The sequence below is a fragment of the Streptomyces sp. N50 genome, from assembly GCF_033335955.1.
GTDB lineage: Bacteria > Actinomycetota > Actinomycetes > Streptomycetales > Streptomycetaceae > Streptomyces.
In genome coordinates, this window is the sequence record NZ_CP137549.1 from 6,342,596 (window position 1) to 6,365,095 (window position 22,500).

Below are 22,500 nucleotides of genomic sequence, written 5' to 3' on the forward strand. Positions count from 1 at the left end.
GTGCTGCCCCGGGCCGGTGTGCCTCTCACGAGTGCTGACGGTCCGCAGACGTTCGCCCTCGTCCGTCGTTGTCCGTCCGTGTTGTCACGCAGTCAGACACTCGCCCAAGCGGCTGCCGGACCGGTCACCCTTCAGCCTGATCCCATTCGAGTTCAAACTCTTCATTGGTCATTGGGTGTCGATCGGGACCGTAGAGAGCGCGCCCAACCATTTTCCCTCTCCAGTATTCCTTTGGCCCAAGAGGGTAGCGGTTTGCTTCCGCGTTTTCCGCGTCGAGTTCTTCTTGCGCGTAAAAATCTCCGACGACGGAGATGACTACTTCGGCAACCGAAATTCCCTCTATTTTTCCACTAATTCTTCGAACGTAAACGGCTGCTGGATTGTAGCCGTGAACGTCCCGAATCTCTATTTCTCCAAGAGTGATCGTGTCGCCTTCGTAAGGAAGTGCTCCGACGTATTCAGCTGGATAGATGACTGCGGACACCTGTGATCGCTCACCTGGGTAATCTTCCGGGATGGGAACCAGACGCTCACGTACCCATGCCGCTAGCGCTGCCAGGGGGATGTGGCCTTGTGAAGCTGCGACGACCACTGCCTCTGTCTCCGCTCCGTCCTCCTCTTCGTCCGCGGCGGGTGGCTCCCAGTCATAGCCGTTCAGCGCGGCAAAGAGAATCGCGCAAAGTAGAGCGGTCCTCTTATTTCCGTCGGGAAGCGAGTGGTTCGCGGATAGGCGCCATAGCAGGACGGCAGCTTTTTGCGCCATTTTAGGGTACTGCTCATAGTCGCCAAAGCTGGATGCTGGCGCGTTTAGAGCAGACTGAGCCAACTGCTCCTTGGCTGCATTTCGGAGCGTTGCAATCTCAAGGCCGGTCGCTTCTGCAGCGGCGTGAAGAAAATGCTCGTATGTCAGATAGACAGTCTCGCTGGCCAAGGTGTGTCTACGTCGACTTTCCTACCGCGCCAGTCGGTCGAGCGCAGCTCGGTTGCGTCGTGCTGCCCGCGCTAGTACTTCCTTCAGCGCGCTGCTGTCGACGTCACGCCCCTCGTTGATGGCGGCTACGTGAGAACTCAGCGACGGCAGGGTCTGAGTGGGGACAGCCTGAAGGATGGCCTCGTCCTCTTCCGGACCGGCCATGAGGTTGGTGCTCACCGGTATCGCGCCGGCCACCCTCTTGTCCATGTCTCCCATACTCCCATACTCCCCACTTCAGTGGTCGGATCATGCGTAAGTGCTACCTGGAGCTCTCCAGGTAGCAAGATCGCGTGTGTGGATGTTGCCTGACCTGGCGAGGCGTTGACCTGCACCTTCCCGCTCTGGCCGGTGTGACTCCCTGCCGTTCGCGCCGCGCGCCGTTACAGCCGGGCATGGCAGCACTCGCACCTCTCGGCTCTCACGCGGTTTTGTACACAATGTCAACTTCGCCAGGCAGAGGTCAGGCGGGGGAATCGAAGTAGATGATCTCGGTTGGTTGGCCAACCAGCGCCGGATTTGCCCATTCGCTCGGCTGGCCTGGCACTTCCCAAACCACGTAGGGGTTCCCGGCGAAGATCGCTTTTATGATCCCGCCTGACTGGTAGCGCCGTGGTGGGGGAGGGGAGGGGCGCCCTGCCTGCGATTTGGTGCGTGCTGGGGCGGTGGCTTGACGGCGGCGGCCGACTGTGGCCACGTACTCGACACCGTCATGTGTGTACGTTACGGAATAGATCCGCCTAGAAAGTGGCGGTATTTCACATCGTGCAGCCTGCGCGAGGCTGGCGTACTCCGCCTCGATCTTGGTCTCGGAACTTGCCTCTGGAAGGAAGAACTCCATGGTGCAGTTATAGGGCTGTACCCCACTGCCTGGCACCGTTCGGTGCCAGTGAGGTTTGAGGCTAGGAGGTTGGCCACAGGATCGCCGCGCAGGTACTCGGGCGCGGTGGACTCGCGGTAGGCGAGTCCTGACCTGTCTTCTTGCCCTGGGTGTTGCCGGGGATCTTGGTGACCTGCGTTTTCGCTGCTCAGGAGCGGTTGGCTCGTGCTCCTGGTGGTCGTCGTTGGTCGTCCTTGGCCAACGTTGAGCGACCTCGGACGGCCCAGAGACGGCCCGACTATGGGTCACATGCACGGCATCAGCCGGCGGAGGCAGCCCGCCACTCTGCGGTGATGCATCCCTCTTCCATGTCCCACCACTGGTTGGCCACACCGTGGTTGAGCAACCGTTGCACCTCGGCGAGATCGGCGGTGGGCGGGACGTCCAAGGCGACCATGCCGAACTTCTCTATGCCCTCGCCGCAGACTCCGAGTTCACGAAAGGCGTTGATCACGCTCTGCCGTGCAGCTGCTGAACCGTCGTCGCGGAACACGATGAGGCGAATGGTGCAGTTCTCGGAACGCCGAACCACCTGGCCGGCCCATAGCGCGCCCTCCTCGTCGGGCTCGGCGGCAACGACGTCCCCGGAGGCGATGTCCCGGACGAACCAGGGGATGTTGTCGAGCCGCACGGTGCCGTCGCCTTGGTCGACCGCCCACAGGCTCTCCACCGATGCCGGGGGCCAGTCGTCTTCGATCTCAAGCCGGAAGTGCACCTTCACGTAAGGGCCCTCGGGGTTCGTCATGGTTCCCAGGATGCAGAACCCTGACGCGCCGGCCGCAGGTGGGTGAGGGATGACGTTTGCTCAGAGCTGGATACAGGTTGGTCCTTGCCCCAGCCGACGACAGTCAGCCACGACGGCGAGGAGGCAGGCCGATCACGCGCGCGTATGTCTCGCTGCGCCCCCACTGGCCTCCGCCACGTTGCGGGTGTCGTCGACCAGAGCAAGTCACGACGGTCGCCTCTCAATGACGATGCCTAGCCATCAGTTTGGGAAGCTGCGGCCGATTATGACGCTGACATGCGCGGACGCTTGAGGCTCTGGCCTCACGCGCTGGGTGGCTTCGCCGTGATTCTCATCTGGTCCCCGCCCGATCTGGTGTGCTTGTGGTGCACCTTCAGCGCTGCGGGTCGGACCGGTTCGAAGACATCGACCAGGGATGGCAGCCACCACCTGGACAGCTCGCTTGTCTTGGAAGAAGTCTGGGGGTGCGTTACCAACTGCCGGGTGTCGAGCTGAGGGGCGACGACGAGGTCCACGCTTGTTGCCCCGTCCCGGGCAACCACGTTCATGGTAGGACCGATCAAGGCTTAGGTACCGGCGGATCCGCGAGCCAACCAGGCCCGTTGAGTAAAGCAATGCGGTCATCCTCCATGGCAGTGGCCGGGCTCCTATGGCCTGTCTCGCCAAAGAGCATCAGATCCCTCATACTTATGGGCCCATCAGGGCATACTGAACCTAGACTTGCAGGCATTGGGGGCGCAGGGTGGATAAGAGCGACTCGGACGAACAGCACAACAATGATGCTGATTCACTCCGCGGGTCAAATGAAAATACCCCTGTTCGTCAATCCGAATTGGGTGCGTTTATTCGTTATCAAATTTCGAAGATGCGCGCACGAAACGAGCATCACAGATTCGAGGACCTATGTCGGGCGTTTAGTCGACAAAGGATCGCAAGGAACATCATCCCGGCAACAGGTCCTGTATCCGCAGGTGGAGATCAAGGTCGCGATTTCGAAACCTTCCTGAGCTACATAAAAGGCAACATTCAACCGTTCGGGATATTTCTAGGTATCGAAGATGGAAACAGAATAGTTTTCTGCTGCAGTCTGCAGCAATCTGCACTGTCTTCAAAAATAATGGCAGACGTGCAGACAATATGCGGAAATCCAGGTTCGATTCCTGTTGACGCTATCGTGTACTTTACTGAAGCTGATGTTTCCACCAGCCTCCGGCATCGTCTGACTGACACGGCGTTGGGGGATTATGGAGTTCAACTCAGCATCATCGACGGCGGAGCCTTGGCTGAATCGCTCTCTGAACCCGAGAATGTCTGGATACCAGTCGAGTACCTGAACCTCTCGCTCGATTTGCTAGATGGATCAGGCTTGGCGAGAGAAGCTGGGGAGCTGTTTGCCACCGGCGACATCATCGTCCGCTCTCTGAACCAGCTGGATCCAATACGTGACCTCGGCATCCATTCGCCAATGACAGTGAGCGGGTGGTCTGGCCTACCCGACTACGTCACAAGGTCCATTGATACGGACCTTGATGCCCACTTCGACGGCGGAATGATTGTAATTGAGGGAGGTTCCGCTTCAGGGAAAACACGGTCAGCCTACGAAGCAATGTTGCGAAATATGGCTAAAACTGGGGAAAGGCCTGTAGTGATCCCCAAGGATGGGCGATCACTAAGAAGACTCATTGCGGCTGGATATAAACTCGATGGGTCCATTATCTGGCTGGATGATGTTGAAAAGTACATCGGGCTGGACGGGATTGATGAAGGAATCGCGAGGCTATTCACAAACAATAGCGACGTCTTATTTCTGGCGACACTCCGATCTCGTGCAAAAGCGGCTATGGAATTGGCTGAGGTTGGGTCTTCAGGTAGGTCGCTGGCTAGCATTAGCCACGCTGTACTTTCCGGTGCAACAACGCTGAGGATCGCGCGTCATCTTGACTCCAGCGAGCGGAAGGAACTGTCAGATCACGTTACCGACCCGCGAATCGCTGCTGCGTTATCGTCTGAGGTTGCCGGATTCGCTGAGTACATCGCCGCTGCACCTGCGACCCTCTCTCGGTGGCAAGATGGTCGGGACGGATCCAATGAGATTGGAGCTGCTCTTGTATCTGCTGCCGTTGACTTGAGGAGGGCGGGATATCTTTCCCCTATACCGAGGGAATGGCTTGAAGCTATGTGCGTGGCCTACCTTGATCCCCGGATTCAGGGCCGCACGGACGAGGGAAAGGTAGACGCTGCATTTTCCTGGGCAACTCAAATGGTTAGGGGCGCCAGCTCTTGTCTCGAAACTCGCGGACAAGGCCTCTACTCGCCATTCGATTATCTGGTCGACTTTGTGCAGCGAGAAGGAGAGGAAGATGGCAAGAGAGACTCAACCTCTCACCTTCGCAGTATTCCTGATTTGGTTTGGCATGGATTGCGAGACCGTGTTTCGGTCGACGATCCCAGTTTTATGAGTTGCGTTTCCATCTCGTCCTTGTCGCTACACCCTGGCCTGAAGTGGTATTACGATCGAGCCGTCACGGAAGGTCGTATATCAAGTGACTCACTGAAGGACCCCAGGATCCTTCTCAATTTTGTTCGGTCGTGCGTGGCATCCCACATGTGTATCGTGTGTCAAGCATCCGTGCACGATCTTGATATCGGCGCAATTTTGGCTGTCTTGCTAGATGAGTGCAGTCCTGTGCTAAATGATCCAAAGATTTCTCCGACTAGGCCTCAAGTGGAGTCTATACATGCGCTCGCCAGCATGGGCGAAGACGCAAATCTGCGAGATCCGGGTGCGCCATTACATGAGGCGGCATTGCTGACTTCCCCTGAAAAATGGACGCAAGTCGGTGAGTTCTTGCAGTCCGTAGGACTCAGTGCCGGGCGCTACTGGGTTTGCTTTGCAGAAAAGCAGCAAGGGAAAAATCCAAGGTGGCCCATATCTCTTACCAAAGCAAGGATGATCCGGTCGCCTGGAGATCGTGGCGCACCAGGGAGTAAATGAGGGCAGCGGAACGCTGGTTGGCAAATCGGGCAGGCTTTGGGCCCGATCGCGATGTGCACGATTGACCTACTGGCCTTGTTCGACGAGGGATCCTGACCAATGAGGTGGCTAAAGCCGTGGAGCCGACCGCCCAGCCACGACGTGCCCCTTCTCTGGCATCAGGTGGCTGATTGCAGTGCGCGGTTCGGGCGCCGGCCGGGCTGCAGCGGGGCGGAGACAGGAGCGCAGGCCCGGCCGGGGGCCGGGCCGCGCGCGGGGAGCGTAGCGAGCCGCCTTGATGACGTGGAGAAAGTCTGAGCCAACTGAGCTTCGGCTACAGCCTGAAGGACAGTTCCAGATCGTCGCCGGGAAGGTGGAACTCCTCAAGAGCCAGCGGTTTGTCCCCCTCCGTGAGCGTTACGCGGATGACATGCAGGAGCGGGACACCTTCAGGCAGGCGGAGCGCCTGCGCCTGGTCCGGGATTGGCATGCGGGTGCGGATGTACTCCGTGAAGTGGAGTTCGTGGCCCAGCGCAGCGAGCGCGACGTAGAGCTCTGGCGCCGGCGGCGGTGCCTCCTCCTCGTACTTCGTGTCGACCAGTACGGAGAACGGCACGTACGTGCGGTGGAGTTGGCGGAGGCGGCCATGGGCGGCGGTCTGCAAGGCGTCGTACGTGAACATCGGCTCGCCTGGTGGGATGCGGAGGAGATCCGCCAATGCCAACGGGGCGTCCGTGCGAGTGGCTACCGGTGGCTCGGCGTTCGTCCACTGGATGCCGTCCGCCTCCATGTACCGCCCGTCGGGGGCCAGGCGTACGCCGCGCGGGCGCGTGAGGCTTGGGCGGCTCTGCGGTGAGCGAGCGAATGTGCCTCGGCCCATGATCACCTCGACCAGGCCGGATGCCCGTAGCTCTGTGAGGCCTTGACGGACTGTGGGACGCGTCACGCCGAACTGCTTTGCCAACGTCTCCTCGGAGGGGAGCGGTTGGCCGGCGGGGAAGGTGCCGTTCAGGATGCCTTCGCGCAGGTAATCGGCGATCTGCCGATACTTCGGCTGCGTGTTCTTCGGCGGCATGCGGGCCCTCCGTGGCCGTGATCGCTTCTCGGTTATCCATCTCCGTGGACAGATCGTCCATCTGCATGGACAGCGTCCCCCATCGCAAGACGGTTGACAACCCGTACTACGGGTCGCACTCTGGACTCCGACCACCCGTACTACGGGTGGTCTAGCAACCCGAAGGATTGGCCTTCGGGTGGCAGAGATGAGGAGTTCAGATCAGTGGCAAGCCTTCCGATCGACACCGCGAAGTTCACGGGGATCATCTGCGCCATACCCCCGGCTCCGCGGGTAGCGAATCGTGAGACCGGTCAGCTTCGTGTTGACCGTGACACCGGCAAGACCGTGTTCCAGGTCGGTCTTTGCCTGATGGCCGGGTCATCGGCGGACGTGGTGAACGTGAGTGTCGCCGGTGAGCCGGCCGGTGTGCAGCTCGGTATGCCCGTGGCCGTACGGGACTTGGTCGCCACGCCCTGGGAGAACGACGGGCGGCACGGGGTCGCATTCCGTGCGGCGGAGATCCGGCCCCTGAGCGCTCCGGCGGGGAAGGGGGCCGGGCAGTGATGACGCTGGCCTCCTCCACCTCCTCGGCCGGGACGGTCTGGCCGAGTTGGGTTCTGGTGGTGGCCGCAGTGCTGGTGTCGGGTCTGCTTCTCGCGGGCCCGGCCCTGCGCCGCCGCTACCCCGTGGCCTGGTGGCTGTTACTCGGCTTCCCGGTCATGGTCGTCCAAGTGACGCGCACCTGGCGGCCGTTGATGGCCGGGTGCGGACTCGCCGTGAGCCGTCGGCCGGCGCTGACCGTGGTGTCCGGGTTGGTCGGCAACGGTGCGCCTCCGCCTCAGCCGCGCGTCCCCCGGCACGGGCTCATACGTCCGACGGGCGGCGGATTCTGGCTGCTGGTACGACTGTTGCCGGGCCAGGTGCCCGAGGACTTCGTCAAGGCGGGGCCCGCCATGGCGGAGGACTGGCAGGTCCATGGGGTGCGGGTCACCTCCTGGAGGCCGGGAGTCGTACGGATCGCCGCCTCGGTGGCCGATCCACTGGCCGCTCCTCGGCTGCCGAAGCAGCGCGGGCCCGCTCAGTTGCTCCGAGTCGCTGTGGGCGTCCTGGAGACCGGTGCCGGTTGGGTCATCGACCTGCGTCGTGTGCCGCACTGGCTGATCGTCGGTGCGACCCGGTCCGGCAAGTCGACGTTGATCAACGCACTGGTAGCGGGCCTGGCTCCGCAACCGGTCGCGCTGGTCGGCATCGACTGTAAGGGCGGCATGGAACTGTCGCTCTACGAACCCCGGTTGTCCGCACTGGCGACCAACCGCGAGCAAGCGGTTCGGCTCCTGGCGGCGCTCGTCGACCTGACCCTCGACCGTATGACCGTCTGTCGGGCGGCTCGCGTACGCAACATCTGGGGTCTGTCAGACGAGGAACGCCCGGTACCCGTCGTCGTGATCGTCGACGAGATCGCGGAACTGTTTCTCGTCGCAAGTCGCAACGAGAAGGACGAAGCACACGCGGCCGGTACGGCGTTGATCCGACTCGCCCAACTCGGCGCTGCGCTTGGGGTGTTCCTCGTCGTGGCCGGCCAACGGGTGGGCTCCGACTTGGGGCCGGGCGTCACGGCACTGCGTGCCCAACTCGGCGGACGCGTGTGCCACCGGGTGGCCGATCCCGGTACGGCGGAAATGGCGCTCGGAGATCTCAACCCCGACGCGCTCAAGGCCGCACAGGCCATCACTCCGGAACAGGCGGGTACGGCCGTGCTGGCCTCCGGCGACGGCTGGGAACGAGCCCGCTCGCACCTGGTCACCGAGGTGGACGCGGAAGCCATCGCGGCCGAGTACGCGCACCTCGCCCCGGTCCTGTCCGAGCTGCTCACCGCGGCCAAGTGAGAGGGAACTGCCGTGCTGGTGTCCATGTCGGCCGTACTGCTGCTCGGCCTGTTCATCTGGTTCCTGCTGCGTATCCGCTATCTGCGCTGGGCGGACACGCTCCTCTGCGGGACCTTCGGCTTCCTGGTGGCAAAGACCGTGGCCGCGCCGGTGGTTCAGGCGGTCCTCGTCGCGGTCAGCGGCTTCCTCGGTCAACTCCGCTTCTGAAGCGACCTCACCCGATGTCCGAACAGCAGAGAGGTGGGCGAGCCATGTCCACGTACGAAATCCGCTCTGGCGACCGGGCTGCGTTCATCGCCGGCCTGCGGGAGCTGGCGGACTTCCTCACCGCGAACCCCAGTGTCCTCGTACCGCGCAACGCGTCGTTCGGCGTCTTCGTCGACGCGGCCGACTCCACCGCTCGCAGGGAGGGCGCGGAACACGTCGCCGCTCCGCTCGGCGTCCCGGTGGAGGACCTCGGCGAGGGCTACTACGACGCACGTCGCATCTTCGGACCGATCGCTTTCAACGTCATCGCGATCCCGCCCAAGGAACAACAGTGATCGCCCGTTTGACGGGCTCCCGACGGGGCGCGAAGTCGCCAAACCCGACCCCGTCAGGAACCCACTCCATCCGCCACGTGAGCAGTGAAAGGAGTACTCACACTTTGTCCACCGCGCATCGATCGCGCAAATCCCCTCTGCCCGAGTGCGAATTGAGGGTCGTTGACTCCGAGGTCTCGACCTGCGACGGACGGGAACAGATCGTCCTCGTCGGGCTCGACGGCTTCGAACGGCATCTGTGCCCGGCACACGCCGCCGCACTCTGGCTCACCGACCCGACACTCCGATTCAGCGCCAAGACCCGGACGGAAGCAATCGCCGCCGTGATGGGGCAGGCATTCGGAGGCGGTGGTCGGCAATGACCGCGTCCATGCCGAAGAACGTTGCTGCCCTGCTCACCAGGGCAGTAGAGCCGGAGTTCGCGGCCTGGCGGCGCAACATCGTCAGCCTCGCCGGCTGCACCAACCCGATCCACCTGGTCGGCGGGGCAACCGTCGTCGACACGACCACGGGCGAGGCCCTGTTCTCGTATGCGTCGGACGTCTACGGCGGTCGACTCCTGACCGCATGCGGCAACCGGCGCGCGACGGTCTGCCCGTCCTGCTCCCGCCTCTACCGAGCCGACACCTACCAACTGATCCGGGCCGGTCTGGTCGGCGGCAAGAACGTCACGGAGTCGGTGAGCGGGCACCCTCGGGTGTTCGCCACCCTCACCGCTCCCGGCTTCGGGCCAGTTCATGCCCGTCGTGAGGGTGCGGGGCATGTTCGGGCATGCCGTCCCCGGAAGGTGGGGGAGTGCTGCCCGCACGGCTCGCCCGTCGGATGCCATGAGCGACACGCAGAGGGTGAGCCCCGTCTCGGTGAGCCTCTATGCCCGCGCTGCTACGACTACGCGGGGGCTGTCCTCTGGCAGGCGTACGCGGGTCAGCTCTGGCACCGGTTCGCGCTGGAGTTGCGTCGCGAGATCGCTCGGCGCGCTGGGCTGTCCCGTACCGAACTCGCGGACGTGGCCCGGCTGTCGTACGCGAAGGTGGCCGAGTACCAGCGGCGGGGCCTGGTCCACTTCCATGCCGTGGTCCGCCTCGACGGGCCGGACGGACCGGCCTCGACTCCGCCCGGTTGGGCCACAACGGCTCTGCTGATGGACGCGATACAGGCGATCGTTGGTCGCGTGCGGCTCATCGCTGCTGGCGTGGATGTCGTCGGCACTCGCGTGCTGCGGTTCGGCGAACAGGTCGACGTGCGGCCCATCGTGGCGTTCGGAGCGGGGGAGCGGCTGACCTCCGCGGCTGTTGCGGGCTACATCGCGAAGTACGCCACGAAGGGTGCCGAGTCCGCCGGCGCGGTCGACGGCCGAATTCACCAGGCGCGGGAACTGGTCATGCTGCCGGTACGGGCCCACGTCCTCCGCATGATCAGTACGTGCTGGTGGCTCGGCGGTCTACCTCCCTTCGAGCCTCTGGGGCTGCGCCGTTGGGCCCACATGCTCGGCTACGGCGGCCACTTCTCGACCAAGTCACGGCGCTACTCGACGACTCTGACCGCACTCCGTGAGGCGCGTGCAGAACACCGTGCGGAGGAGCAGCGGACCGCCCTCGGTATCGACGGACGGTCCACCGTCACCGTCGGGCAGTGGCGCTACGCCGGACGCGGCTACTCGCCGGAGGCTGCTCTCCTGGCGGCCTCCGTGCGGGAGGGTGGTGGTCTTCATGGCGCGTGAGAAGACGGCCGAACTGCTCACTGTGCGGCAGGTGCTCGAAGAGCTGGGTGGGATCTCCCGGCGCACCTTCTATCGCTGGCGCGAACTGCGGCTCGCGCCGGCCTGTATCCGTTTACCCAACGGGGAGTTGAGGGTTCGCCGCGACGTGCTCAACGACTGGTTGGCGGAGCGCGCAGAGGGGGCCGCGTCGTGAAGTCGTACAAGGTCTCCGTGTGGAAGCTCTCGGTCAACAAGACGACCAAGAAGCCAACTCACCTTGTCCGCTGGGTCGTTGACGGGCAAGCCTTCAGCGAGTCGTACAAGACATCGGCACTGGCCGACCGCTTCAGGGCCAAGCTGCTGCGAGCCGTCGACAAGGGCGAGCCCTTCGACACGGTGTCGGGGCTGCCCGACTCGCTGCGTGGTGGCAAGGCGGCGCTGACGTACCTGGAGTTGGCGCTCAAGTACATCGATGCTCGCTGGGCTGAGGCGTCGGCGAAGCAGCGTGACAGCATGACCGACGCGTTGGCGACGGTCGTCCCTGTACTGGTCAAGCCGGTTCGGGGACGCCCAACGCCGCAGATAGTACGGCGTGCGCTGCGCTCCTACCTCCTTCCCGTGTCGCGGAGAAAGCAGGATCGGCCGGAGGAGATTGCTTCGGCCGTGCGCTGGATCGAGCGGGCCTCTCTGCCTGTAGCGGAGTTGCTGGAGATCGCTCGCGTGCATGAGCTGATCGACGGTCTCGGCCGCAAGCTGGATGGCAAACTCGCGGCCACACAGACCTACCGGCGTCGCCGGGCGGTGGTGTTCAACTCGCTTGAATACGCAGTGGAGTTAGAGCTCCTGAACGCGAACCCATTGAGCCGAGTACGCCGCAAGCGCGGCAAGCGGGCAGTACAAGAGGTCGACCGCCGAGTCGTGGTCAATCCGCGGCAGGCGCGGGAGTTGCTGGCTGCGGTGACGTACGTCGGCGGTTACGAACGGGCGAGTGGTCGACGGCTGCGGGCATTCTTCGGGTGCCTGTACTACGCCGCCATGCGCCCCGGTGAAGCGCTCGGCCTGCGTCGGTCGGACTGCGTACTTCCGGCGTCGGGTTGGGGACGTATCGAACTGGCCGAGACGCGTCCGACGGCAGGCAAGGCGTGGACGGACTCCGGGGAGGCGCACGACCGGCGGGGCCTGAAGCAGCGTGCGGAGGGTGAGGTGCGCATCGTGCCCATCCCGCCTCCGCTGGTGCGCCTGCTTCGTGAGCATCTAAAGGAGTTCGGCACTGCCAAGGACGGCCGGCTCTTCGCCAGTGAGCGGGGCAACGTCGTAGCGGCTTCGTCTTACTCGCGCGTGTGGAAGCAGACGCGAGAGCTGGCGTTCCTGCCCGAACAGGTCTCCTCAGTGCTCGCTTTCCGGCCGTACGACCTGCGGCACGCGGGCGTGTCCCAGTGGCTCAACTCCGGTGTGCCCGCACCGGAAGTGGCGGCACGCGCCGGCCACTCGGTCGACGTGCTGCTCAAGATTTACGCCAAGTGCATCGACGGCCAGGAGCAAGAGATGAACGACCGGATCCTGAAGGGTCTGGGAGAGGAGGGCGACACCTCCGAAAAGTGAAACGGTCCGCAGGACCGATCGACGCGAAGCCTCGGAGAGATCCGGGGCTTTCGTCATGCCCGAACCACTACGATGAGGGAGCTGAAAGTGGCACGTGACCTGCGGTGAAGCCCCTCAAGATCAACACGCTATTACAACGCGATCACTGGCAAACGCCTGCTTCCAGCGGCATCCGCCTGCACACACGCGAAGACCCCGTCTTCAGCTAGTGCGCTGATGGCGGGGTCTTTAGGCACCTAATCCAAGGTGCCCCCGGCAGGATTCGAACCTGCGCACACGGCTCCGGAGGCCGTTGCTCTATCCCCTGAGCTACGGGGGCGTGTCCGTCGCGGTGATCGCGGCGACGGGTAGAACCCTACCAGCTCCCTACGGGTGTCCATGAACAGGTTTCTCGGTGATCAGGGAGGTGGTTGGGAAGGTGGGCGGGGATGTGGACGGGAAGGCGGGCCGGGTCGCTCGCAGGGGGTGGAAGTGGGGAAAACCCGGACGCGGTGGCCGGTCCGGACCTACTCTCGAGTTGTGCCAGGCGCGTCGGGTCGGGTGCTTGTTGTGGACGACAACAAGGTCATCCGGCAGTTGATCAGGGTCAATCTCGAGCTGGAGGGTCTCGAGGTCGTGACCGCGGCCGATGGTGCCGAGTGTCTGGATGTCATTCACCAGGTTCAGCCCGATGTGGTCACCCTTGATGTCGTCATGCCTCGGCTGGACGGGCTGCGTACCGCCGCTCGGCTGCGCAGCGACCCCCGGACCCGTGATCTGCCCCTCGCCATCGTCAGCGCCTGTACCCAGTACGAGGTCGACAGCGGGCTCGACGTCGGCGTCGACGCGTTTCTCGCCAAGCCCTTCGAGCCTGCCGAACTCATCGCTCTCGTACGGCAGTTGATCGAGCGGGGGCGGGGCCGCGAGCCGCGTGATCCGGCCGATGGCCTCTCCATCGGTGGTGCCTTCGGTGCGGGCGCCGGCAGCGGTGAGGGTGAGCGGGCCGGGCGGGGTGGACGTAGCGGCGGCTGAGGCTTCCCTCTCCCGTAGCCCCGTAGCCCCGTAGCCCCGTAGCCCCGTAGCCCCGTAGCCCCGTAGCCCCGTGGGTCCGTAACCCCGTGGGTCCGTAGCCCCGTAGGTCCATCTCCCCTCCCCATATACATGGCCCCCTGCTCCCCATACCGGCCCCTCCATTCGCCCATTCGCCCCGCTTCCCCACCCCCGGACCCCCGCCGTATACAGCCCCCGCGTCCACATCCCGGACCCCCGGACAAACCGGCTGGCCTACCCACCCCCCTCCTCCCATACGCTTGTCCCGTGACCCCCGTCGAGCTCTCCCGTACCGTGCTGCGCGCGGTGCGTCGTGCTGTCGAGGGCGGGGAGTTGCGTGTCGTCGTGCCGGAGACGGCATCCGTGACCGTGCCGGGGGCCGGCGGGTGTGGGGACTACGCCACCAACATCGCCCTCCAGCTCGCCCGGCCCGCCGGGGAGACCCCCCGCCGCGTCGCCGAACTGCTGCGGCCACACCTCGCCGGCGCCCATGGCGTCAGCGGTGTCGAGATCACCGGGCCCGGGTTCCTCAACATCAGTCTCGGGAGTACGGCGTCCACCGCCCTCGTCGAGGAGATCCTGCGGCGTGGACCGCAGTACGGGTTCGTCGACGACCAGGCCGCCGACGCCCGTCACGGCGTTCTCCCTCCGGGCCAGGCCGCCCCCACCGCCCGTCACGGCGATCTCCCTCCGGGCCAAGACGCCCCCACCACCCGCCTCGTCCGACTTCACGCCCCTAACGAACCCCGCGCCCTCGTCGTCATGGACGTCGTCGCCCGCCTCCTGCGCTCGCAGGGCACCCCCGTCCGCACCCGCTGCGACAGCCGCCCCGAGCCCGCGTGGTCCGCCCTTCTCGGTGCCGAGATCGAGGCCGACGCGTACGGCTCCCCAGAAGCACCAGCTCAGCGCGATGCCGATGCCGATGCCGATGCCGATGCCGATGCCGTCGCTGTCACTGGCGCCGACGTGCACGTCAACGTACGGCCGGTGCCGGCCCCCGACCCCGCCGACCTCCACCCCCTCGGCCGCGACGCCGCCCGCTGGGCCCTCCTTCACCCCGCCGCTCACGACCGGCCCCGCCTCACCGCCGACCACCTCGCGCAGCGGGAGAGCAACCCTCTCTTCCGGGTCCGTTACGCCTACGCCCGCACCCGGGCCGTCAGCCGTAACGCCGCCGACCTCGGCTTCACCGCCGCACCCGGCGACGTACGGCAAGACGTCCAACAAGACGTACTAGAGGACACCGCCCCCCTCCTCACCCACCTCGCCGACCACCCCCGCCTCCTCGCCCGCGCGGCAGCCCACCGCGCGCCCGACCTGCTCGCCCGTCACCTGGTCGCCGTAGCCGACGCGACCCTCGCTCTCCTGCCCGCCACGCTTCCGCTCGGGGACGAGAAACCCTCGGCCGCCCACCGTGCCCGGCTCGCGCTCGCCGAAGCCGCCGGGGCGGTGCTCGCCGGTGGCCTGTCCCTGCTCGGCATCGATGCCCCCGAACACCTCTGAGCGCCAGGACCGACAAGACTCCGCACCATCTGCGCGCCAGGAAGAGACAGAAGAGAAGACGACATGAGCCGTTCCGCACACCCCGCCGGTCCCCGTCACGCCGACGTCCTGCCCGAGGGGCACTACTCCGCCCCGGCCGCCGACCTCAACGAACTCGACCCCAAGGTGTGGGCGCAGACCGTCGGTCGTGACGCGGACGGTGTCGTCACCGTCGGCGGGATCGACGTGAAGACGCTCGCCGAGCAGCACGGCACCCCGGCCTACGTTCTCGACGAGGCCGATTTCCGGGAGCGCGCCCGGGCCTGGCGTACCGCGTTCGGGCCGGACGCCGACGTCTTCTACGCCGGCAAGGCGTTCCTGTCCCGTGCCGTCGTGCGGTGGCTGCACGAGGAGGGGCTGAATCTTGATGTGTGTTCCGGGGGTGAGCTCGTCACCGCCCTCTCCGCCGGGATGCCCGCCGACCGCATCGCCTTCCACGGCAACAACAAGTCCGTGAGTGAGATTACGCGGGCCGTCGAGGCCGGTGTCGGGCGGATCGTGCTCGACTCCTTCCAGGAGATCGTGCGGGTCGCCCATATCGCGCAGTCCCTCGGCAGGCGGCAGCCGGTACAGATCCGGATCACCGTGGGCGTGGAAGCGCACACGCACGAGTTCATCGCCACCGCGCACGAGGACCAGAAGTTCGGGATTCCGCTCGCCGGGGGACAGGCCGCCGAAGCCGTACGGCGCGCTCTTCAGCTCGACGGGCTCGAACTCATCGGGATCCACTCGCACATCGGGTCGCAGATCTTCGACATGTCCGGGTTCGAGGTCGCGGCCCATCGTGTGGTCGGGCTGCTGAAGGCCGTTCGTGACGAGCACGGTGTCGAGCTTCCCGAGATCGACCTCGGGGGTGGGCTCGGGATCGCTTACACCAGCGACGACGATCCCCGCGAGCCGCACGAGATCGCCAAGGCGCTCACCGAGATCGTCACCCGTGAGTGCGAGTCCGCGAAGCTGCGGACTCCTCGTATCTCCGTCGAGCCGGGGCGCGCCATCGTCGGGCCGACCGCCTTCACGCTCTACGAGGTCGGCACCATCAAGCCCCTCGACGGGCTGCGGACGTATGTGTCGGTCGACGGTGGCATGTCCGACAACATCCGGACCGCGCTCTACGACGCCGAGTACAGCGTCGCGCTCGTGTCCCGCCGCTCCGACGCCGAGCCCATGCTCGCCCGCGTCGTCGGCAAGCACTGTGAGAGCGGGGACATCGTGGTCAAGGACGCCTTCCTGCCGGGGGACCTGGCACCGGGTGACCTGATCGCCGTACCGGCCACGGGCGCGTACTGCCGTTCCATGGCGAGCAATTACAACCATGTGCTCCGGCCGCCGGTCGTCGCCGTGAAGGATGGGGAGTCGCGGGTCATCGTCCGCCGGGAGACGGAGGAGGACCTCCTGCGTCTCGACGTCGGCTGAATAAGAGGAAGCGAGAGAAGCAGGAAAGGGCAGGAAAGGGGTGGAAGATCTCCCGTCTTCCACCCCTGCGGAAATGAAATCGATGTCTCACGATCCGGACCATGGATAGAAACTCCCGTCCGGTGAGTGAGACTGGTCCAACCGATGACGGTATGAGGAAACGAGGTCGGATGATGCGTACGCGTCCGCTGAAGGTGGCGCTGCTGGGCTGTGGAGTGGTCGGCTCAGAGGTGGCGCGCATCATGACGACGCACGCCGACGACCTCGCCGCCCGCATCGGCGCACCCGTCGAGCTCGCGGGGGTCGCGGTACGGCGGCCCTCGAAGGTGCGTGAAGGCATCGATCCCGCCCTCGTCACCACCGACGCCACCGCTCTCGTCAAGCGCGGGGACATTGATGTCGTGGTGGAGGTCATCGGCGGTATCGAGCCCGCCCGCTCCCTCATCACCGCCGCCTTCGAGCACGGCGCTTCCGTCGTCTCCGCCAACAAGGCGCTGCTCGCGCAGGACGGCGCCGCGCTGCACGCCGCCGCCGAGCAGCAGGGCAAGGACCTCTACTACGAGGCTGCCGTCGCCGGGGCGATTCCCCTCATCCGGCCGCTGCGCGAGTCCCTCGCCGGTGACAAGGTCAACCGGGTGCTCGGGATCGTCAACGGCACCACCAACTTCATCCTCGACAAGATGGACAGCACGGGGGCCGGGTATCAGGAAGCCCTCGACGAGGCCACCGCGCTGGGGTACGCGGAAGCCGACCCCACCGCCGACGTCGAAGGCTTCGACGCCGCTGCCAAGGCCGCCATCCTCGCCGGGATCGCCTTCCACACGCGCGTGCGTCTCGACGACGTCTACCGCGAGGGGATGACGGAAGTCACCGCTTCGGACTTCGCCTCCGCCAAGAACATGGGCTGCACCATCAAGCTGCTGGCCATCTGCGAGCGGGCCGAGGACGGTGGCAGCGTCACCGCGCGCGTGCATCCCGCGATGATCCCGCTCAGCCACCCGCTCGCCTCCGTCCGCGGCGCCTACAACGCCGTGTTCGTCGAGTCCGACGCCTCCGGCCAGCTGATGTTCTACGGCCCCGGCGCGGGCGGCGCCCCCACCGCCTCCGCTGTTCTCGGTGACCTCGTCGCCGTGTGCCGCAACCGGCTCAACGGGACCACCGGGCCCGGCGAGTCGGCGTACGCCGGACTGCCCGTGTCGGGCATGGGCGAGGTCGTCACGCGGTACCACATCAGCCTCGACGTCGCCGACAAACCAGGTGTTCTCGCACAGGTCGCCACCGTGTTCGCCGAGCACGGTGTCTCGATCGATACGGTTCGGCAGCAGGGGAAGGACGGCGAGGCATCCCTCGTCGTCGTCACGCACCGCGCGTCCGACGCCGCCCTGGGCGGGACCGTCGAGGCGTTGCGCAAGCTCGACACCGTGCGGGGTGTCGCCAGCATCATGCGGGTTGAAGGAGAGTAACCAGCAATGACCCACCAGTGGCGCGGAATCATCGAGGAGTACCGGGACAGGCTGCCGGTATCCGACAGCACGCCGGTCGTCTCCCTCCGCGAGGGCGGCACGCCCCTCGTGCCCGCGCAGGTGCTCTCCGAGCGCACCGGCTGCGAGGTCCACCTCAAGGTGGAGGGTGCCAACCCGACCGGGTCCTTCAAGGACCGCGGTATGACCATGGCCATCACCCGGGCCAAGGAGGAGGGCGCGCAGGCCGTCATCTGCGCCTCCACCGGCAACACGTCGGCCTCCGCGGCCGCCTACGCGGTACGCGCCGGGATGGTCTGTGCCGTCCTCGTGCCGCGCGGGAAGATCGCGCTCGGCAAGATGGGCCAGGCCCTCGTGCACGGCGCGAAGATCCTCCAGGTCGACGGGAACTTCGACGACTGCCTCACCCTCGCCCGCGAGCTGAGCGACAACTACCCTGTGGCGCTGGTGAATTCGGTCAACCCGGTGCGCATCGAGGGCCAGAAGACGGCCGCCTTCGAGATCGTCGACATGCTCGGCGACGCGCCCGACATCCACGTCCTGCCGGTGGGCAACGCGGGCAACATCACCGCGTACTGGAAGGGCTACAAGGAGTACGCCGGGGACGGCATCGCCGCCAAGTCCCCGCGTATGTGGGGCTTTCAGGCCTCCGGTTCCGCGCCCATCGTGCGCGGCGAGATCGTCAAGGACCCCTCGACGATCGCCACCGCGATCCGCATCGGCAACCCCGCGTCCTGGCAGTACGCGCTCGCCGCGCGGGACGAGTCCGGCGGGTTCATCGACGAGGTGACGGACCGTGAGATCCTGCGCGCCTACCGGCTGTTGGCCGCTCAGGAGGGCGTTTTCGTCGAGCCCGCTTCCGCCGCTTCCGTCGCCGGTCTGCTGAAGGCGGCCGAGCAGGGCAAGGTCGACCCGGGCCAGACCATCGTCTGCACGGTGACCGGAAACGGTCTGAAGGACCCCGACTGGGCGGTCGCCGGCGCCCCGCAGCCGGTCACGATCCCGGTCGACGCGCCGACCGCGGCCGAGCGCCTCGGTCTGGCGTAAAGCCGCCTGGCGGGTATTCGCCACGGGGGGTGCACAGGGGGCTTACGACACGCATCGTGCGCCTCCTGTGCGCCCTATGTCGCCACAGAACCTTCCTTCGATAGGCTGTACCGAACCCGCCCGCCGCATATGCCTGCGCGCATGGCTCGGCACCGCGCCGTCTCCACGGCCCGAGGGTCTTCACGTACCTATCGAATCTCATCGAATGTCTTCGACAGTCACGCAGCTCAAGGAGAGTCATCGAGCGATGGCCGGTCCAGCCTTCCGCGCCGCCGCCGTCCGGGTGCGCGTCCCCGCCACCAGCGCCAACCTCGGCCCGGGCTTCGACGCCTTCGGCCTCTCGCTGGGGCTCTACGACGACGTCGTCGTCCGTGTCGCCGACTCCGGGCTGCTCATCGACATCGCGGGCGAGGGCAGCGAGACCCTCCCGCGCGACGAGAACCACCTCCTCGTACGGTCCCTGCGCACCGCCTTCGACCTGCTCGGCGGACAGCCGCGCGGCCTCGAGATCGTGTGCGCCAACCGCATTCCGCACGGCCGCGGCCTGGGTTCCTCCTCCGCCGCCATCTGCGCCGGCATCGTCGCCGCGCGCGCCGTGACCATAGGCGGGGACTCCCGGCTCGACGACACGGCCCTGCTGGAACTCGCCACCGAGATCGAGGGCCACCCCGACAACGTCGCGGCCTGTCTGCTGGGCGGATTCACGCTCTCCTGGATGGACGGGGGAGCCGCGCGGGCGATCAGGATGGACCCGGCCGATTCCATCGTTCCGGTGGTTTTCGTGCCCGGGAAACCGGTGCTCACCGAGACCGCGCGCGGCTTGCTCCCGCGCAGCGTCCCGCACGTCGACGCCGCCGCCAACGCGGGCCGCGCCGCGCTGCTCGTCGAGGCGCTCACCCGGCGCCCCGAGCTGCTGCTGCCCGCCACGGAGGACCGGCTGCACCAGGAGTACCGCGCTCCGGCGATGCCCGAAAGTGCCGCGCTCGTCGACCGGTTGAGGGCGGACGGGGTGCCGGCCGTGATTTCCGGCGCCGGACCGACCGTGCTCGCACTGGTCGACGCCGACAACGCCGACAAGGTGTCCCACCTCGCCGGCGAGGGCTGGGCCGCCAACCGGCTCGATCTCGACGCACAGGGCGCCTGCGTACTGCCGCTCACGGCCCCCAGCGCCAATTGACTACGTACCGTCGCCGGATTTCGAGAGGGGGAATGTTTGTTGGATCCGGTAGTGTTAATCTCAAGTCTGCACCCGACCCCACCATGGCGAGGTGCTTGTTGTCCCCGTCCGGGACAGACATTCTTCCGGGAGCCTCCCAAGCCGCACCGTGTTCTGTAGGGGCACAGAGCGGTTCGCCGGGCACGCTCCGGAATTGGTGCGACCAAGCCACGTGACACAGACACTCGGTGCCACTGCTTCGGGAAGCGCCGTCATCAGCAATCTCTTCCGCCGCTTAGGCGGACCACCGCCCCGGCACGGTTCACACAGCAAGAACCGAAGCCGGACAGCACAACCGGTCGCCGAGCCAGACAGGCCGACGTCCGCTCCAGGGAAGGACCCTTCGTGAGCGACACCACCGATCTGATGGGCGCGCGTGTCGAGGAGACCGCTGCCGCGCCCGCCACGGACGCCTCCGCGCCTGCCACCGGTGCCGGCTCCCGGCGGCGCCGCGGTACCGGCCTCGACGGCATGGTGCTGGCCGAGCTGCAGCAGGTCGCATCCGGCCTCGGCATCAGGGGCACCGCGCGGATGCGCAAGAGCCAGCTGATCGAGGTCATCAAGGACGCGCAGGCTGGCGGTGGATCTCCGGCCAAGGCCGAGACCGCCACCGAGACCAAGCCGAAGCGCCGCGCCACCTCCAAGACCCGTACGGGCGACGAGGCGGTCGCCCCGGCCGAGCAGAAGGCCGAGAAGGTCGCCGCCGAGAAGGCCGTGGCCCAGCAGCAGATCGAGATCCCCGGCCAGCCCGCCAGCGACGATGCGCCCGTTGAGCGCCGTCGTCGCCGCGCGACCGCCGAGGCCGGCAGCCCCGAGACGATCACCGCCGAGGCGAAGAGCGAGCCGAAGGCCGAGACGCCCGCCGCCGCGCAGGGCGAGGCCCGGGGCGATGCCGGTGACGACGGCCGTCAGGGCCGCCGGGACCGTCGCGACCGCGGTGGCCGTCAGGACCGCCAGGACCGCGACCGCGGCGACCGCCGCAAGGACAACGAGCAGCAGGGCGGCGGCCAGCAGCAGAGCGGCGGCCGTCAGGACCGCCAGCAGGGCGGTCAGCAGCAGGACCGTCAGCAGCAGAGCGGTGGCCGCCAGGACCGTCAGGACCGGCAGCAGCGCGACAACGGCCCGCAGGACGACGACGACTTCGAGGGCGGCCGGCGCGGCCGTCGCGGCCGGTACCGGGACCGCCGTGGCCGTCGTGGACGCGACGAGTTCGGTGGCGGTGCCGCGGGCGAGCCGCAGGTCGCCGACGACGACGTCCTGATCCCCGTCGCGGGCATCCTCGACATCCTCGACAACTACGCGTTCATCCGGACCTCCGGCTACCTGCCGGGCCCGAACGACGTGTACGTCTCCCTCGCCCAGGTCCGCAAGAACGGCCTGCGCAAGGGCGACCACGTCACCGGCGCGGTCCGCCAGCCGAAGGAGGGCGAGCGCCGCGAGAAGTTCAACGCGCTCGTGCGCCTGGACTCGACCAACGGCATGGCCCCCGACTCCGGGCGCGGTCGGCCGGAGTTCAACAAGCTGACGCCGCTGTACCCGCAGGACCGGCTCCGCCTGGAGACCGACCCGGGTGTGCTGACGACCCGCATCATCGACCTCGTCGCGCCGATCGGTAAGGGCCAGCGCGGTCTGATCGTGGCCCCGCCGAAGACCGGCAAGACCATGATCATGCAGGCCATCGCCAACGCGATCACGCACAACAACCCCGAGTGCCACCTGATGGTCGTCCTGGTCGACGAGCGTCCGGAAGAGGTCACCGACATGCAGCGGTCGGTGAAGGGCGAGGTCATCTCCTCGACCTTCGACCGTCCCGCCGAGGACCACACCACGGTCGCCGAGCTCGCCATCGAGCGCGCCAAGCGGCTGGTGGAGCTGGGCCACGACGTCGTCGTACTCCTGGACTCCATCACGCGTCTGGGCCGTGCGTACAACCTCGCGGCGCCCGCCTCCGGCCGCATCCTCTCCGGTGGTGTCGACTCCACGGCGCTGTACCCGCCCAAGCGCTTCTTCGGTGCCGCGCGCAACATCGAGGACGGCGGCTCGCTGACCATCCTCGCCACGGCGCTCGTGGACACCGGCTCGCGCATGGACGAGGTCATCTTCGAGGAGTTCAAGGGCACGGGCAACGCCGAGCTGAAGCTCGACCGGAAGCTCGCCGACAAGCGCATCTTCCCGGCGGTGGACGTCGACGCGTCCGGTACCCGTAAGGAAGAGATCCTGCTCGGCAGCGACGAGCTGGCCGTCACCTGGAAGCTGCGCCGGGTGCTGCACGCGCTCGACCAGCAGCAGGCGATCGAGCTGCTCCTCGACAAGATGAAGCAGACGAAGTCGAACGCGGAGTTCCTGCTGCAGATCCAGAAGACGACTCCTGGCAACGGCGACTAAGAAAAGTCAGCGTTATCAAAGGGCCGCTC

General features: G+C 66.3%; 20 protein-coding genes and 1 tRNA gene. 16 read left to right on the forward strand and 5 right to left on the reverse strand.

Annotation, left to right across the window (positions count from 1 at the left end; all coding sequences use genetic code 11):
- Positions 1-124: 124 nt before the first annotated feature.
- The 3 genes from R2B38_RS28725 to R2B38_RS28735 all read right to left on the reverse strand — a co-directional run bounded on the left by R2B38_RS28725 (position 125) and on the right by R2B38_RS28735 (position 2,595).
- Positions 125-931: a type II toxin-antitoxin system death-on-curing family toxin gene (locus R2B38_RS28725; RefSeq protein ID WP_318018826.1), complete on the reverse strand. Its 807-nt coding sequence runs from the start codon at positions 929-931 to the stop codon at positions 125-127.
- A 21-nt stretch (positions 932-952) separates the two neighbouring features.
- Positions 953-1,189 (reverse strand): hypothetical protein, encoded by a 237-nt coding sequence (locus tag R2B38_RS28730; RefSeq protein WP_318018827.1) that lies wholly within the window; start codon positions 1,187-1,189, stop codon positions 953-955.
- A gap of 920 nt (positions 1,190-2,109) precedes the next feature.
- The gene (locus R2B38_RS28735; RefSeq protein WP_318018828.1) at positions 2,110-2,595 is read right to left on the reverse strand and encodes a DUF4265 domain-containing protein; all 486 of its coding nucleotides are present in this window, start codon (positions 2,593-2,595) and stop codon (positions 2,110-2,112) included.
- Positions 2,596-3,337: 742 nt separating this feature from the next.
- Here R2B38_RS28735 and R2B38_RS28740 point away from each other — a divergent pair.
- Entirely contained in the window at positions 3,338-5,590 is a 2,253-nt protein-coding gene (locus tag R2B38_RS28740; RefSeq protein ID WP_318018829.1) for a hypothetical protein, read from the forward strand.
- Positions 5,591-5,903: 313 nt separating this feature from the next.
- Here R2B38_RS28740 and R2B38_RS28745 read toward each other — a convergent pair whose 3' ends face one another.
- Entirely contained in the window at positions 5,904-6,644 is a 741-nt protein-coding gene (locus R2B38_RS28745; RefSeq protein ID WP_318018830.1) for a GntR family transcriptional regulator, read from the reverse strand.
- Positions 6,645-6,848: 204 nt separating this feature from the next.
- Between R2B38_RS28745 and R2B38_RS28750 the strand changes: the two genes are divergently transcribed.
- The 8 genes from R2B38_RS28750 (at position 6,849) to R2B38_RS28785 (ending at position 12,355) form a co-directional block, all read left to right on the forward strand.
- Positions 6,849-7,190: a hypothetical protein gene (locus R2B38_RS28750; protein WP_318018831.1), complete on the forward strand. Its 342-nt coding sequence runs from the start codon at positions 6,849-6,851 to the stop codon at positions 7,188-7,190.
- Complete coding sequence (locus R2B38_RS28755) at positions 7,190-8,512, forward strand: FtsK/SpoIIIE domain-containing protein (RefSeq protein WP_318018832.1); 1,323 nt, start codon at positions 7,190-7,192, stop codon at positions 8,510-8,512. The genes R2B38_RS28750 and R2B38_RS28755 overlap by 1 nt, the downstream gene beginning before the upstream one ends.
- Before the next feature lie 12 nt (positions 8,513-8,524).
- Positions 8,525-8,719 (forward strand): hypothetical protein, encoded by a 195-nt coding sequence (locus tag R2B38_RS28760; RefSeq protein ID WP_019060840.1) that lies wholly within the window; start codon positions 8,525-8,527, stop codon positions 8,717-8,719.
- A gap of 44 nt (positions 8,720-8,763) precedes the next feature.
- On the forward strand, positions 8,764-9,054 hold the full coding sequence (locus R2B38_RS28765; protein ID WP_318018833.1) for a hypothetical protein: 291 nt from the start codon (positions 8,764-8,766) through the stop codon (positions 9,052-9,054).
- Between the two features lie 104 nt (positions 9,055-9,158).
- On the forward strand, positions 9,159-9,416 hold the full coding sequence (locus R2B38_RS28770; RefSeq protein ID WP_266772562.1) for a hypothetical protein: 258 nt from the start codon (positions 9,159-9,161) through the stop codon (positions 9,414-9,416).
- The gene (locus R2B38_RS28775) at positions 9,413-10,774 is read left to right on the forward strand and encodes a replication initiator (RefSeq protein ID WP_318018834.1); all 1,362 of its coding nucleotides are present in this window, start codon (positions 9,413-9,415) and stop codon (positions 10,772-10,774) included. Before R2B38_RS28770 ends, R2B38_RS28775 begins: the two co-directional genes overlap by 4 nt.
- Positions 10,764-10,967: a helix-turn-helix transcriptional regulator gene (locus R2B38_RS28780; RefSeq protein ID WP_019060844.1), complete on the forward strand. Its 204-nt coding sequence runs from the start codon at positions 10,764-10,766 to the stop codon at positions 10,965-10,967. The genes R2B38_RS28775 and R2B38_RS28780 overlap by 11 nt, the downstream gene beginning before the upstream one ends.
- On the forward strand, positions 10,964-12,355 hold the full coding sequence (locus R2B38_RS28785) for a tyrosine-type recombinase/integrase (RefSeq protein ID WP_318018835.1): 1,392 nt from the start codon (positions 10,964-10,966) through the stop codon (positions 12,353-12,355). Before R2B38_RS28780 ends, R2B38_RS28785 begins: the two co-directional genes overlap by 4 nt.
- Positions 12,356-12,602: 247 nt before the next feature.
- Here R2B38_RS28785 and R2B38_RS28790 read toward each other — a convergent pair.
- A tRNA-Arg gene (locus R2B38_RS28790) sits at positions 12,603-12,674 on the reverse strand.
- A gap of 152 nt (positions 12,675-12,826) precedes the next feature.
- Between R2B38_RS28790 and R2B38_RS28795 the strand changes: the two genes are divergently transcribed.
- The 7 genes from R2B38_RS28795 to rho all read left to right on the forward strand — a co-directional run bounded on the left by R2B38_RS28795 (position 12,827) and on the right by rho (position 22,471).
- Complete coding sequence (locus tag R2B38_RS28795) at positions 12,827-13,366, forward strand: response regulator (protein WP_078652501.1); 540 nt, start codon at positions 12,827-12,829, stop codon at positions 13,364-13,366.
- Between the two features lie 285 nt (positions 13,367-13,651).
- Positions 13,652-14,887, forward strand: a complete 1,236-nt coding sequence (nrtL, locus tag R2B38_RS28800; protein WP_318018836.1) for an ArgS-related anticodon-binding protein NrtL — start codon at positions 13,652-13,654, stop codon at positions 14,885-14,887.
- 63 nt (positions 14,888-14,950) lie between these two features.
- The gene (gene lysA / locus R2B38_RS28805) at positions 14,951-16,342 is read left to right on the forward strand and encodes a diaminopimelate decarboxylase (protein ID WP_318018837.1); all 1,392 of its coding nucleotides are present in this window, start codon (positions 14,951-14,953) and stop codon (positions 16,340-16,342) included.
- Between the two features lie 170 nt (positions 16,343-16,512).
- Positions 16,513-17,805 carry a homoserine dehydrogenase gene (locus R2B38_RS28810; RefSeq protein WP_318018838.1) on the forward strand — a complete coding sequence of 431 codons (1,293 nt, stop codon included), beginning with the start codon at positions 16,513-16,515 and terminating at the stop codon, positions 17,803-17,805.
- Between the two features lie 6 nt (positions 17,806-17,811).
- On the forward strand, positions 17,812-18,870 hold the full coding sequence (gene thrC / locus R2B38_RS28815) for a threonine synthase (protein ID WP_318018839.1): 1,059 nt from the start codon (positions 17,812-17,814) through the stop codon (positions 18,868-18,870).
- 247 nt (positions 18,871-19,117) lie between these two features.
- Entirely contained in the window at positions 19,118-20,047 is a 930-nt protein-coding gene (gene thrB / locus R2B38_RS28820) for a homoserine kinase (protein ID WP_318018840.1), read from the forward strand.
- Between the two features lie 384 nt (positions 20,048-20,431).
- Entirely contained in the window at positions 20,432-22,471 is a 2,040-nt protein-coding gene (gene rho / locus R2B38_RS28825) for a transcription termination factor Rho (RefSeq protein ID WP_318018841.1), read from the forward strand.
- Positions 22,472-22,500: the final 29 nt, after the last annotated feature.

Bases quoted from the DNA above. Each gene is read 5' to 3' on its own strand.
- R2B38_RS28765 (WP_318018833.1), top strand. From the start codon at position 8,764: ATGTCCACGTACGAAATCCGCTCTGGCGACCGGGCTGCGTTCATCGCC.
- R2B38_RS28745 (WP_318018830.1), bottom strand. From the start codon at position 6,644: ATGCCGCCGAAGAACACGCAGCCGAAGTATCGGCAGATCGCCGATTAC.
- R2B38_RS28755 (WP_318018832.1), top strand. From the start codon at position 7,190: ATGACGCTGGCCTCCTCCACCTCCTCGGCCGGGACGGTCTGGCCGAGT.
- lysA (WP_318018837.1), top strand. From the start codon at position 14,951: ATGAGCCGTTCCGCACACCCCGCCGGTCCCCGTCACGCCGACGTCCTG.
- thrC (WP_318018839.1), top strand. From the start codon at position 17,812: ATGACCCACCAGTGGCGCGGAATCATCGAGGAGTACCGGGACAGGCTG.
- R2B38_RS28730 (WP_318018827.1), bottom strand. From the start codon at position 1,189: ATGGGAGACATGGACAAGAGGGTGGCCGGCGCGATACCGGTGAGCACC.
- R2B38_RS28810 (WP_318018838.1), top strand. From the start codon at position 16,513: ATGATGCGTACGCGTCCGCTGAAGGTGGCGCTGCTGGGCTGTGGAGTG.
- R2B38_RS28780 (WP_019060844.1), top strand. From the start codon at position 10,764: ATGGCGCGTGAGAAGACGGCCGAACTGCTCACTGTGCGGCAGGTGCTC.
- R2B38_RS28735 (WP_318018828.1), bottom strand. From the start codon at position 2,595: ATGACGAACCCCGAGGGCCCTTACGTGAAGGTGCACTTCCGGCTTGAG.
- thrB (WP_318018840.1), top strand. From the start codon at position 19,118: ATGGCCGGTCCAGCCTTCCGCGCCGCCGCCGTCCGGGTGCGCGTCCCC.
- R2B38_RS28775 (WP_318018834.1), top strand. From the start codon at position 9,413: ATGACCGCGTCCATGCCGAAGAACGTTGCTGCCCTGCTCACCAGGGCA.